This window comes from Peribacillus sp. NPDC058075 (assembly GCF_042885195.1).
Classification (GTDB): Bacteria; Bacillota; Bacilli; order Bacillales; family DSM-1321; genus Peribacillus.
Map to the genome: position 1 here is coordinate 2748988 of NZ_JBHVSL010000001.1, position 13800 is coordinate 2762787.

Genomic DNA, 13800 nt, shown 5'->3' on the forward strand with positions numbered 1-13800 from the left:
ATTCACCTGCTTTCACTTTCTTCAGTAAATTGAACAAGCACAAGTGTGATATTATCTTCCCCACCGTAGTGATTGGCCTTATCTATTAATGAATTCGCCTTTTCTTCAAGTGACTGTCCATTGGTTACCGTTTCTTCCAGTTCCTGTTCACTCACTTTATTCGTCAATCCATCCGAACAAAGCAATAGTAAATCATTTTCTTCGAAGATGACCGTCATAATGTCCATTTCCACTTGCATTTCTGTCCCCAAGGCTCGTAATAAAACATTTTTTCTTGGATGGTTTTCGGCATCTTCCTTCGAAATCTGACCGGAACGGACCAATTCGTTAACGAGTGAATGATCTTCCGTGACCTGCTTAAAACCGCTCTCATTATACAAATAACACCGACTGTCCCCGATGTTGGCAATCGTAGCAAACTTGTCGGTGCAAATGGCTGCAACAATGGTGGTCCCCATGCCCTTACATTCCGTATTCGCTTCTGCATGTTCAAAAAGCAATTGATTGACCGAGAAGATTTGCTGCTTCAGCCAATCCTCGGCATCATTTGCCGTTTCGATTCCGGTTGATACTTCCCAGCCCTTTTTCAGAAGGTCTATCGTCATTGCACTGGCTACATCCCCGGCACGGTGGCCGCCCATGCCATCTGCAACGATGGCAAGGCGAACGCCTTCCGAGTTCTTAAAGATTCCGCCATTATCTTCATTATGCTGGCGGACTTTTCCACGGTCTGTCTTAAATATTGCCCTCATAGGGTCACCTCGTCTCTTCTTTGCGCTCCTTGGCCCGAAGCTGGCCGCAGGCTGCGTCAATATCACTGCCTTGTTCCCTTCGGATCGTTACATTAATGCCGCGCTTCTTCAATGTTTTTTCAAACTCAAAAATTTGGTCCCGAGGTGTTCGTACATAGTTGCGTTCAGGTACATAGTTAACCGGTATTAAGTTGACATGGCATTTTATCCCTTTTATTAAAGTTGCTAATTCTTCAGCGTGCTCCACTGTATCATTCTCGCCACCGAATAGACCATATTCAAAACTTACACGGCGACCTGTTTTTTCTGTATAATACTTGATTGCTTCAATCAAGTCTGGAAGTTTGTAGGCCTTATTGATCGGCATCAATTTACTTCTCAATTCCGTATTCGGTGCATGAAGGGAAACGGCAAAGTTTATTTGCATGCTTTCTTCGGCAAACTGATAGATTTTAGGAATGATTCCACTTGTGGAAACGGTAATATGACGTGCCCCGATGTTCAAGCCCTTTTCATGGTTTATATTCTTCAAGAATGACATCATATTATCGTAGTTATCAAACGGTTCACCTATACCCATGATTACGACAGAACTAACACGTTCTTCCGATTCGTCAAGTGCTTGCTGAACTTTTACGACCTGGGCAACTATTTCCCCTGATTCAAGATTCCGCTTTAATCCGCCTAATGTCGACGCACAGAATGTACAGCCAATTCTACATCCTACCTGTGTAGTCACGCAAATGGAGTTTCCGTATTCATGGCGCATCAGCACCGTTTCTATCGAATAACCATCTTGGAGTTCAAATAAAAACTTAATCGTTCCGTCATTGGACGTTTGCTGAATCAAAGTTTTCAAAGTTGTGAAAGTGAATTGCGCTTCCAGCTTATCCCGTAATGATTTCGAAAGGTTGGACATATCTTCAAAACTGGAGACACGTTTTTTATAAAGCCAGTCATATACTTGATCGGCCCGGAATGCCTTTTCTCCATTTTGAACAAGCCATTCTTTAATTTGGTGTAGCTCCAATGAGTAAATCGACGGTTTTTCTGGTGTCGTATCTTTTCTTACTCTAGATGATTTAGTGATTTCTGCCATTACAGCACCTTCTTTCTAAAACTCGCAATAAAGAATCCGTCACTGCTAAAATATTGCGGAAAAACTTGCAGCGTATGACCCTCGATGAATGGCTGAACGCTTTCAGGCATTCTTTCGGACAAGGTTGCATCGCTTTCAAAATCCGGGTGGCTTTCCAAAAATGCTGCAGCGACTTTGTCATTTTCTTCTTTATCCACCGTACAGGTACTATATACTAACCGTCCGCCTTGCTTAACAAGCGGGGCAGCCGATTCCAATAATTGTTTTTGTATACTTGAGAGTTTCATTATATCATCTTTTGTTTTAGTGTACTTTACATCAGGCTTCCGGCGCATGACTCCCAACCCTGAACATGGTGCATCGATCAGGACCCTGTCAAAACCTTCCTTATTGAAGTGTTCTTGCACTTTTCGGCTATCAAGGGCCATTGTCTTAATATTGTTTCTGAGCTTTAGGCGCTCCGCCTGCTCTTTAATGAGCTTGACCTTATGCTCATGAAGGTCGAGCGCATATACTTGTCCAGTGGTCAAACCTTCTGCGATATGTGTCGTTTTCCCTCCAGGTGCGGCACAGCAATCGAGTACAGCATCATTTTCATTCGCACCCAAAGCATGGGCTACAAGCATTGAACTCTCGTCCTGAATCGATAAATAACCCAATTTATAGCTTTCTGAATAAGCAAGATTCCCTTTATAGCTGACAATTGCTTCGGGAACGACCTCACTTGCTTCAACATCATATCCTTCTTCCGTTAATATGCTGATCAGTTCACGGCGTGAAGTCTTCTTTAAATTGACCCGACCCGTCTGTAATGGCGCAGTTAAGTTGATTTCACACATTTCCTTGGTTTTTTCATAGCCGAATTGCTCTACCCAACGCTTTACAAGCCAAATTGGATGACTTACTTCTATGGAAAGCCGTTCCAGATCATCTTTAATTTCATCTAATGAAGGAACACCATTTCTTTGGATGTTGCGAAGCACGCCATTGACCATCGAAGATGTACCCTTGTGTCCGCGTCTTTTGGAAATTTCGACAGCCTCGAAAATGATTGCATGATCAGGCACTTTATCTAAATAGACCATTTGGTAAACGGAAAGCCTAAGTAAATTGATGACCCAGCTTTGCGTTTTTTTAGGTTGTTTAATATACGGGTTCAAATAATAATCCAAAGTCATCTTACGCTGTATGGTACCGTAGCTTATTTCTGTAAGCAAACCGCTGTCCACGGCGGATAACTGGTGCTTTTTAATCAAGTTGTTCAATAATAGATTACTGTAGGATTGGTTTTTCTCTACAGATTCCAAAATATCGAGAGCGATTTCACGTACTCCCTTTTTAGTTTGCTTCATTCTGTTCTCCTAACTTCATGCCTGCTTTAATGAACGATCCGGCACCGCGCAAGTAATCTTTCGCTGGCATTTTTTTCTTTCCTGAAGGCTGCAGTTCTGTAACCAGTATTGCCGTCTCATTGCCTGTCGAAACGATGAAACCATCATTTTGTACATCAATGACCGTGCCCGGCACAGCCTGATTGCCATCTTCAAGTTTCTTTACCTGCCAAATCTTCAAAATGGAACCTTCTAAGGTTGTATAAGCAACAGGCCAAGGATTCAGGCCGCGTACATGGTTATAGATGTCTTCCCCTGATTTCGACCAGTCGATTCTTTCCTCTGACCGTTTGATGTTAGGTGCAAATGACGCTCTAGCCTCATCCTGCTTGATCGGCTGTAACTCCTCATTAATGAGTTTCGGAAGTGTCTCTGCAAGTAAATCCGACCCAATCTTGCTTAATTTATCATGCAGCGTTCCGACATTATCTTGTTCCTCTATAGCAACTTCCGCCTGAGTCAATATATCACCGGCATCCAATTTTTCCGCCATATACATGATGGTTATCCCAGTCTTTTCTTTCCCCTGTAAAATGGAATAATGAATGGGCGCCCCTCCACGCAGTTCTGGAAGCAGGGAGGCATGTACATTAATACATCCGTACTTAGGGGCATCCAGCAATTCATTCGGAAGGATTTGTCCGAAAGCAGCCGTCACCACCAAGTCAGCATTCAATGCGATGATCTTTTCAAGTTCTTCTTTTTCACGAATTTTTTCGGGCTGATAAACGGGAATCCCATGCTTTTTGGCTTCGACCTTAACTGGAGGGGGCGTTAGCACCTTTTTGCGCCCTACTGGACGATCGGGCTGTGTGACAACAGCGATCACATCATACCCTTCATCAATGATTCTTTTCAATACCGGCACCGAAAAGTCCGGTGTACCCATAAATATTATTTTCGTCATTCTTCTCCATACCTTTCTAACTCTTCTTCCGAAATATACCGGGAAACCTTACTTGTAAATAAAACTCCTTGCAGATGATCGATTTCGTGCAGAAGGGCCCTTGCAAGGAAATCTTCCGCTTCTATCTCGAAAAAAGATCCTTTTCGGTCTTGTGCCCGGACTTTGACAGTGTATGGACGCGTTACTTCGCCATATAAACTCGGGAAGCTCAAGCATCCTTCAACACCTGTCTGTTCGCCTTCCATTTCCAGTACTTCCGGATTAATCAGTTCGATCGCACCTGATCCTTCCTCTATTTCAACGACGGCCACTTGCTTTTTCACGCCAACCTGAGGTGCTGCAAGTCCAACGCCATCCGCCTCCACCATCGTTTCATACATGTTATTTAACAGCTTTGCCAACTTTTTATCAAAACTTGTTACTTTATCGCATTTTTGTTGTAAAATTTTTTCAGGAAACAAAACAATCGGTAAAATAGCCAAAATTAAAGGTAACCTCCTAGATATGAAAAACAGCACTTCATTATATAAAAACGCAAGCTGTAACAGGTCGCGGTAATCATCTCTCTTAAACAATTACATCATGATCTGTGGATTTAAATCTATTGAAATCTGAAGCTGATTCTGAGCGGTTTCTTTTTGATAATGCTCCAAAAGTGTGCGTAAATGCTGATTCAGGTCCCGCTCTCGTCTGTATTTTATCAGACATTGATAGCGATATCTATTGTTGATTCGACTAATGGGCGAAGCAACCGGACCTAGTACGATCGAATCCCGATTCAATCGTGAGCCTAAATAATTCGTGATTTTCTCAGTAACACTCACTGTCTTCATTAAATCTTCATGTGAAACGGTTATAAGGACAACATAATAATAGGGAGGGTAATGACTTTGCCTCCTTAGATGCATCTCCCGTTCATAAAAAGCATCATAATCCTGAAAGGCAGAAAGCTCGATGCTGTAGTGCTCAGGTGTATAGGTTTGGATGACCACTTCTCCCGGAAGCTGATGACGTCCTGCCCTTCCGCTGACCTGTGTCAGCAGCTGGAATGTCTTTTCTGAAGAACGGAAATCAGGCAGATGCAGCATCGTATCAGCAGAAAGGACTCCAACAAGGGTGATATTAGGAAAATCAAGGCCTTTGGCAATCATTTGGGTGCCTAGCAATATATCGGCCTTCCCTTCACCAAAGGCATTCAGCAACCGCTCATGTGAACCCTTCTTACTCGTCGTATCAACATCCATCCGTATGACCCGTGCTTCAGGGAGGATTTTCGCAAGCTCTTCTTCAACCTTTTGAGTGCCTGTACCGAAGAACCTAATATGTTCACTTTCACATTCAGGGCAAGCGGAAGGCATTCCCTCTTCAAAACCGCAATAATGGCATTTCATTATATCATTAAAGCGATGATATGTGAGTGAAATGTCACAATTAGGGCAGTTGATGACCAATCCGCAGCTTCTGCACATCACAAAGGAAGAATGCCCCCTTTTATTTAGCATCAGAACTGTTTGCTCCCCCTTCTCAAGCCGATCCTTCAGCTTGGTAAAGAGCAGCTCCGAAAACATGGAACGATTTCCCGTTCTTAGTTCTTCGCGCATATCTACAATATCCACTGCTGGCAACGCATTATTATTCATCCTCTGGCTAAGTGTCAATAATTTATAGACATTTTTCTTGGCTCGCGCAAAAGATTCAAGTGTAGGTGTCGCGCTGCCAAGAATAACCGGACACCCATATGATTTTGCTCTTTCAATGGCTACGTCCCTGGCGTGGTACCTTGGCGTTTCTTCTTGCTTATAACTGGATTCATGCTCTTCATCAATGATGACCAGCCCCAGGTTTTCAAAAGGAGCAAACACGGCGGAACGAGCGCCCACCACAACTTTTACTTCTTTACGGTGAATTTTCCGCCATTCATCATATTTTTCACCTACGGATAAACCGCTATGCATGACAGCTACCTGCTCCCCAAACCTTTCCTTGAACCTCTTCACCGTCTGTGGGGTTAAGGAGATTTCAGGTACGAGCATGATGGCTTCCTTCCCTTTTTCAATGACAGAGGCAATAGCCTGTAGATACACTTCAGTCTTCCCGCTTCCGGTTACACCATATAAAAGGAAAACATCATGTTCATCATGATGTATTTTCTCTTGGATAGGCTTCAAGGCAACTGTTTGTTCAGCTGTAAGTGTAAAGGGAGTGGATTTTTCGAACACACGGTTTTCATAAGGATCTCGGTATATTTCTTGATCCATTTCCGCCAAGGCCCCTTTTGACACTAGGGATTTGACGGTACCGCTTGATGTGTTCATCAATTCAAGCAATTTTTTTAACGGAATGGGCTCTTGATGTTCAATAAAGTACTGAAGGAGTTCCTGTTGTTTTTTTGCATGGCTTGACATGGCTGATGCCATTTCTTTCAGTTCCTTAGGGGAAAGCAAAGATTTTATGACACGGATGGTCTTCTTATTAAGTCGGTTTTTCACATTATATACGAGCTCAAGATTGCCATTTTGCATTTCCTTTTGGAAAAGGGAGGCGTTCTCCCCTTCAATCACGTCTTTCCAGGATATTGAATCATTTTTTCCGAAAAGGGTTTGAATGAAGGGAGGCAGCTGATCCTTTTTATCTTCAACGACTTTGATCACTTTTTCATACTTTGCTTTCATCGCTGCCGGAAGCATGGCCTGCAGTGCTGAAATTTTAAAGCACATCGCCTCTTTGGTCAACCAGTCACCCAGCTGAAGCAATTCATCATTAAGGATGGGCTCCAAATCCATTGGTTCTTTTATATAGCGTAATTTCGCAAAGTCGCTTTTAGCTTTCAAGCCTGTGACGAATCCCTGAACCATCCTTGGACCGAATGGGACGATGACCCGCATTCCGGGTTTGATGACTTGGTTCCACTTTTCAGGTATGCGATAGTCGAATTCACGATCCGTTTGTTTAGCAGGTACATCCACGATGACGGATGCTATATCCATATGACATCATTCCTTTTGCATGCGAGATACTTCTTCCAGGATGCTTTTAGCTATATCCGCTTTACTCATTTTTGGAAGTTCGGTCGCACTTCCATCTTTATCGTAAATAGTCACGATGTTCGTATCCGTTCCAAATCCTGCCCCTGGGGCGGTAACATTATTGGCAACGATCATATCTGCATTCTTTTTTGCTAATTTCCCTTTTGCATATTCTTCAACATTGTTCGTTTCAGCCGCAAAGCCTACCAAGAACTGATGAGTTTTATTTTCACCGAGTTCCATGAGGATATCCTTTGTCCGTTCAAATTCAATCACATTTTCCCCTGGCTGCTTTTTCATCTTTTGAGCATGATAAATCTTCGGTTTATAGTCCGCCACTGCAGCTGTCATGATTACGACGTCACTGGAATCGAACTGATCGAATACCGCAAGATACATATCTGCTGCTGATACCACTGGTATTACTTCGGCCTTGGAAGGTGGTGTCAAGTTCACTGGGCCAGTGATCAAAGTTACCTCAGCTCCCATTTCGATTGCCTTTTCGGCTAGGGCATAGCCCATTTTGCCGCTGGAATGATTCGTCACGTAACGCACGGGATCGATTGCTTCACGAGTCGGTCCTGCCGTTATCAAATATTTCTTTCCTTTAAGAGGCTGTTGGTGTGATTTGCGTTCATCGAAATACCGGTTAAGATGTTCTACGATTGTTTCCGGTTCCTCCAATCGCCCTTTCCCTACATAACCGCAGGCCAAATACCCTTCACCCGGTTCAATGAAATGATATCCAAACGACCGAATTGTCTCCATATTTTTCTGGACAGCTGGGTGGGCGTACATGTGCACGTTCATTGCCGGCGCAACCCAGACAGGCGCTTCCGTTGCCAGAAGTGTGGTCGTAATCATATCATCCGCGATTCCATTGGCTACCTTTCCGATGACATTGGCTGTAGCTGGAGCCAACAGGATGATATCGGCCCAATCAGCCAAGTCGATGTGTGCAATGACTGATGAATCCTTCTCATCAAAAGTATCTGTATACACATCATTTCTCGAAAGTGCTTGAAAGGTGAGCGGCGTCACGAATTCACGTGCCGAATCACTCATGATCACTTTAACATGTGCACCTTCCTGAGTTAATTTACTTGTCAGGGCAGCAGCCTTATATACAGCAATCCCGCCGGTGACACAAAGAAGTACTTTTTTATCGATAAGCATGCAAATTTCCCCTAACTATACATTCTATTTGCTTCTAATTATGACGGAAAACCGAAGAAATTTCATTTGAAATGCGCAATAACATATTGATTTTCCTAAACATTCCATATCTTCTGCTTTCATCAATGACTTTCCGGACTTTTTTAAAACCAAAACAAACAGGCCTGACACCTTGGCCGCAGGAAGGAAGCACTTTCCAAATGTAACGCTCCTGTTTGCTTTAGGGTGTCAGGCCCGATAGGTCAAGCTATGTGTTCTTTTAGTTTTCCTCGTAAGAATTATCGTAAGTCAATTTACCGGAATGAATCTCTTCAAGGGCACGACCTACTGATTTATGGGAAACCGGTTTGGTAACGAGGCAATTATCTTTAATTTGCATTTCCCTGGCACGCTTTGCTGCCACAGATACAAGTGAGTATTTTGAATCGATTTTAAGTAATAGAGAATCAATTGATGGATATAACATAATTTATTCCGCCTCCAACATTTTTTTATATAAAGCAGCAACTCTTTCCCGACGGCAATGCTCGGCTATTACAATTGCATTAATTCTAGCACATGCGGCATCCACATGATCATTTTCAACAACATAATCATACAGATCCATAAGTTCTATTTCTTCCTTGGCCACTTTCATCCGTCCTTTTATCGCTTCCTCCGTCTCGGTTCCGCGAGTAACGATGCGGCTTTCGAGTTCGGTCAAACTCGGAGGAGCAAGGAAAATGAAAAGTCCTTCAGGGAATTTCTCCCGGACCTGTTTAGCTCCTTGAACTTCAATTTCCAGAAATACATCTTTTCCGGAATCGATTGTTTCACGGACATAATCCACGGGTGTTCCATAATAATTACCGACGAACTCAGCATACTCCAGCAATTTGCCTTCTTCGATCAGTGCTTCGAATTCCTCGCGTTTTTTAAAGAAATAATCCACTCCGTCCACTTCACCATGGCGAGGCAGCCGTGTCGTCATCGAAATTGAATATTCGAATGCCGTTCCTGGCTGAGAAAAAATCGCCTTTCTTACAGTTCCTTTACCAACACCGGATGGACCGGACAAAACGATTAATAAACCTTTTTCTCTCATATTGTTTCAGTTACCCCTCTTCTACGCTGTCATCTCTATCTTGAAGCCGTGCGGCAACCGTTTCCGGTTGAACGGCAGATAAGATAACATGGTCGCTGTCTGTAATTATAACGGCCCTAGTCCTTCTGCCATATGTAGCATCTATTAAGGATCCGCGGTCACGGGCATCTTGGATGATCCTTTTGATCGGGGCCGATTCAGGGCTCACGATGGATACGATCCGGTTTGCGGAAACGATATTCCCAAAACCAATATTAATGAGCTTAATTGACATTTTTGTCCCCCATCCATATCTATTGTCACCTTGTTAGGTTCATCATAAACTGACTACTCGATATTTTGAACCTGTTCCTTTAATTTTTCAAGCAAACTTTTCATTTCCACCACTTCTTTGGTAATGGCCGAATCATTTGCCTTTGATCCAATCGTATTGACTTCCCTATTCATTTCCTGGACAAGAAAGTCGAGTTTCCTTCCGATTGGTTCACTATGGGTAAGTGTCCTTGAAAATTGCTGTACATGGCTATCAAGTCTGGTCAGTTCTTCATTTATATCACATTTATCAGCAAAAATGGCCGCTTCTGTCACAATGCGGCTATCTTCGATCAATCCTTCAGTCAACTCTGCCAGTTTGATTTCCAAGCGGGCTTTATATTTTTCGACGACTGAAGGTGCATGCATTTTGACCCCTGCTACAATCTCACCAAACTTTTCAAGCTGGCGTTTCATGTCCAAGGCCAGTTCCTGACCTTCCAGATTCCGCATTTTTTTCAGATTTTCCAATGCCCCCGTGACAGCCTTCAATAACAGGGATTCCAAATCAGCAGGAACCGCAGGCACTTCCTCGGTTATGAAAATCGATTCAAGTTGCAGCATATCCTGTAATGTAATGGAACTTTCCAGTTTGTATTTTCCCTTGACTTCTTCCATCAATCCCACATACTGATCAGCAAGATCCCAATCGATCTTCACCTTTTTGGAAACCAGGCTCTCACCTTCAACGGTAATGAAGATTTCCACCCGTCCCCTTCTTATGTATTGATTCGCCTTCTTCTTCACCTTTTCTTCCAAAACCAAAAGCTGGCGCGGCATTCGAATCGTATATTCACAAAAACGATGGTTCACGGTCTTAATTTCAGCAAAAACCTTGACCTGTTCGTTTTCCGCTTCTTCTCTTCCATAGCCCGTCATACTGGTAACCATGGTTCCACATCCTATCAAACATAATGTAGTCATTTAGCACTTAACATTCATTATATATTAGCTACAGCACGAAAACTTTAGCTCACAAATAAAATACTACAAAAATAAAAAGGCAATAGAGCAAAACTCTACCACCTTAAAGATTATATCATATATCATTATGCTTTTCTTGCTAAAAAGGTTCCAGCCAGTAAAAAAGTTGGTATGGATGCCATCCCTATTACTAATAGCCAATCCCTTCCCGAAATCGGTACCGTATGAAAGATTGTTTGTAAAGGCTGCACATACATGACGGCTACCATCAATAATAGGGAGGATAATACCGCCCCCACTAGATAGAGGTTACCGAATGGATTTCTCGAGAAGATCGAACGTTCACTCCGGCAATCGAATACATGTATAAGCTGAGCCAGTACCAAGGTAGCGAACGCAATCGTTTGTGCATAAGCAAGGTTTTCCGGATTTGCACGATATACAACATAAAATGCGATCAATGTAGAAACCCCGATCAGAAATCCGCGTGAGATGATCTTCCAGCCAAGCCCTCTTCCAAAAACACCTTCATTGGCATTTCTTGGATTTCTTTTCATTACATCTTCTTCGGCGGCATCCAGGCCCAACGCCATCGCGGGCAGTCCGTCAGTTACAAGGTTCACGAATAAGATCTGGATTGGTATTAAAGGTAAAGGCAAGGCACATAACATCGCAAAAAACATGACCAAAATCTCCCCCACATTGGAAGCAAGCAGATAACGGATGAACTTCCTGATGTTTTCATAAATATTCCTGCCTTCTTTGATGGCTGATTTAATTGTAGCAAAATTATCGTCAACCAATATCAAGGAAGAAGCTTCCTTCGCGACATCAGTACCTGTTATGCCCATGGATATACCAATATCCGCTGATTTTATTGCAGGTGCATCATTGACACCATCCCCTGTCATTGCAACGACATGTCCTTTATTTTGCAAGGCTTTTACGATTTTCAACTTATGCTCCGGGGAAACGCGGGCAAATACCGAAACACTTTCAACAACTTCCTCAAGTTCCCCGACATCCATGTCGGCCAATTGCCGTCCTTCAAGTACACGGTCTTTTCCTTTTAAAATACCAAGTTCTTTAGCTATTGCCTTTGCGGTTATTACATGGTCGCCAGTAATCATGACAGTTTTGATCCCGGCATCCCTGCATTCCTTAACTGCCTGCTTCACCTCCGGACGCGGGGGATCGATCATACCCTGAAGTCCCATGAAGGTCAAATTGCGCTCAGCTTCGGTTTCTTGAAGCAAAATCGTTCCTTTTGAAAGGGGTTTATAACCAACAGCAATCATTCGAAGTGCCTGCGAGGCAAGCTCATTCATGTCTTGCTGTACCCTTTCCTTACTCTCCCGATTTAATATTTCCGACCTTCCTTCCCAAAGAATCGTATCGGACTGGGCGATCAATACGTCAGGGGCCCCTTTTGCGATGACAAAATGATTGTCTTTATCATCCTTCACTATGACACTCATCATTTTGCGGCTCGAGTCAAATGGAAACTCCTTGACTATCGTAAACCTCTTAGACAGATGTTCCCTCGTCAACCCTGCTTTCATTGCCGCGACCAACATCGCCCCTTCTGTCGGATCACCGTCTAAAATATATCGTTTACCATTCTCCTTTAACTCAGCTTTGTTACAGAGCATGCCAAATGTAATTATTTGCAGCAATGCATTATGGTTTCTCGGGGCAACCGATACTCCCCCTAAAGAAAACTCTCCGACAGGTTTATAACCAGTACCGCCGACATCCCAAGTTTTCCCTCCACTCCAAACCTTTGTCACCGTCATTTTGTTTTGGGTCAGTGTTCCTGTCTTATCTGAGCAAATCACCGTTGCGCAGCCAAGCGTTTCTACGGCAGGAAGTTTGCGGACAATCGCTTTTTGTTTGATCATACGCTGAACGCCTAAAGACAAGGCTACGGTCACAATGGCTGGCAAGCCTTCGGGAATCGCCGCGACAGCCAACGATACCCCGGCCAAAAACATCGTATAGAGGTCATGCCCTTGAATGACACCAGTCAGGACCACAATTACAGTTAATATTAAAGCCGTGACGATCAAAATTTTGCCTAGCTGCTCCAACCTCCGCTGAAGCGGTGTTTCTTTTGTTTCTGCAGTCTGCAGGAGATTCGCAATCTTGCCCATCGCCGTATTCATACCTGTAGCGGTTACGATTCCGACTCCATTTCCTCTTGTCACCATCGTTCCCATAAAAGCCATATTTTCTTGATCACCGATACCTTCAACTTCATTCATCAATGGATCGGAACATTTAACGGCCGGGAGTGACTCGCCGGTAAGTGCAGACTCTTCTATTTCAAGGCTTGAATGGTCGACGATCCGTAAATCGGCACCAATTCGGTCACCGCTCGAAAACTTCAGGATATCCCCCACAACGACTTCTTTCGATGGAATTTTCAGCCACTGTCCACCACGAAGCACGTTAACTTGCGGCGCAGCCATTTCCTTTAGGGCATCCAAGGATTTTTCTGCCTTCCGTTCTTGAAAAAAACCAAGTAATCCATTCAAAAAAACAATCGCCATGATGGCAATCGCATCGATATATTCACCCAAAATCCCGGAGACCAATGTCGCGGCAAGTAAAACGATGACCATGAAATCTTTGAATTGGGCGAAGAATAAAAGAATGGCAGACTGTTTTTCTCCTTCCTTCAATTCGTTAAAGCCATGCTTTCGCAGCCTGTCCTTTACTTCATCATCGTCCAAACCGTGTGTAACGTTTGTTTGAAGCGCTTTCTCCATTTCTTGATTATTCATTTCCTTGAACTCCATCAAGTATCACACATCCCTTTGAATAGAATGAATTAGGCTCCTGTATACATCTCAACAGGCGCTTTTTGCTATACTCATCCAACACCTGCCTGCTTACCGATACATAAAACAACCTGCTCTTCTTCCATGATTATTCAGACTCGTCCAAAATAATGCTATAATTAAACAGAATTGCGGAAAGAAGAACGATGCGGATAATATAATGAATGAACGAGAGCTAATCATGATGGATGATCAAATTTAGGATTAATCTCAGGAACCTACTATAAAAATAGCATCCATTCAATATTCCCGAACAGCAGCTTCAGCTTTTCACCCAGTTCGCTTA

Annotated in this window: 12 protein-coding genes; all 12 read right to left on the reverse strand. The window is 43.2% G+C overall.

Going from position 1 to position 13800, the window contains the following annotated elements:
* Positions 1-2: 2 nt before the first annotated feature.
* The 12 genes from ACFVS1_RS13620 to ACFVS1_RS13675 all read right to left on the reverse strand — a co-directional run bounded on the left by ACFVS1_RS13620 (position 3) and on the right by ACFVS1_RS13675 (position 13472).
* A complete protein-coding gene (locus ACFVS1_RS13620) occupies positions 3-752 on the reverse strand; it encodes a Stp1/IreP family PP2C-type Ser/Thr phosphatase (protein ID WP_137018768.1) in 750 nt (249 codons plus the stop codon).
* 4 nt (positions 753-756) lie between these two features.
* Complete coding sequence (gene rlmN / locus ACFVS1_RS13625; RefSeq protein ID WP_387548083.1) at positions 757-1851, reverse strand: dual-specificity RNA methyltransferase RlmN; 1095 nt, start codon at positions 1849-1851, stop codon at positions 757-759.
* Positions 1851-3203 (reverse strand): 16S rRNA (cytosine(967)-C(5))-methyltransferase RsmB, encoded by a 1353-nt coding sequence (gene rsmB / locus ACFVS1_RS13630; RefSeq protein ID WP_387548086.1) that lies wholly within the window; start codon positions 3201-3203, stop codon positions 1851-1853. The genes rlmN and rsmB overlap by 1 nt, the downstream gene beginning before the upstream one ends.
* Positions 3190-4149 (reverse strand): methionyl-tRNA formyltransferase, encoded by a 960-nt coding sequence (gene fmt, locus ACFVS1_RS13635; protein ID WP_387548088.1) that lies wholly within the window; start codon positions 4147-4149, stop codon positions 3190-3192. The genes rsmB and fmt overlap by 14 nt, the downstream gene beginning before the upstream one ends.
* Positions 4146-4631, reverse strand: coding sequence for a peptide deformylase (def, locus tag ACFVS1_RS13640; RefSeq protein WP_352921521.1), 486 nt, complete (start codon positions 4629-4631; stop codon positions 4146-4148). The genes fmt and def overlap by 4 nt, the downstream gene beginning before the upstream one ends.
* Positions 4632-4724: 93 nt before the next feature.
* Positions 4725-7136, reverse strand: coding sequence for a primosomal protein N' (gene priA, locus ACFVS1_RS13645; protein ID WP_387548091.1), 2412 nt, complete (start codon positions 7134-7136; stop codon positions 4725-4727).
* 6 nt (positions 7137-7142) lie between these two features.
* Positions 7143-8351: a bifunctional phosphopantothenoylcysteine decarboxylase/phosphopantothenate--cysteine ligase CoaBC gene (coaBC, locus tag ACFVS1_RS13650; RefSeq protein ID WP_387548094.1), complete on the reverse strand. Its 1209-nt coding sequence runs from the start codon at positions 8349-8351 to the stop codon at positions 7143-7145.
* Positions 8352-8610: 259 nt separating this feature from the next.
* Complete coding sequence (rpoZ, locus tag ACFVS1_RS13655; protein ID WP_098371057.1) at positions 8611-8817, reverse strand: DNA-directed RNA polymerase subunit omega; 207 nt, start codon at positions 8815-8817, stop codon at positions 8611-8613.
* Positions 8818-8820: 3 nt separating this feature from the next.
* The gene (gene gmk, locus ACFVS1_RS13660) at positions 8821-9435 is read right to left on the reverse strand and encodes a guanylate kinase (RefSeq protein ID WP_241591087.1); all 615 of its coding nucleotides are present in this window, start codon (positions 9433-9435) and stop codon (positions 8821-8823) included.
* 10 nt (positions 9436-9445) lie between these two features.
* Complete coding sequence (gene remA, locus ACFVS1_RS13665) at positions 9446-9709, reverse strand: extracellular matrix/biofilm regulator RemA (protein WP_034313813.1); 264 nt, start codon at positions 9707-9709, stop codon at positions 9446-9448.
* A 53-nt stretch (positions 9710-9762) separates the two neighbouring features.
* Positions 9763-10638, reverse strand: coding sequence for a YicC/YloC family endoribonuclease (locus ACFVS1_RS13670; protein ID WP_352921528.1), 876 nt, complete (start codon positions 10636-10638; stop codon positions 9763-9765).
* 158 nt (positions 10639-10796) lie between these two features.
* The gene (locus ACFVS1_RS13675) at positions 10797-13472 is read right to left on the reverse strand and encodes a cation-translocating P-type ATPase (RefSeq protein WP_387549352.1); all 2676 of its coding nucleotides are present in this window, start codon (positions 13470-13472) and stop codon (positions 10797-10799) included.
* Positions 13473-13800 lie beyond the last annotated feature (328 nt).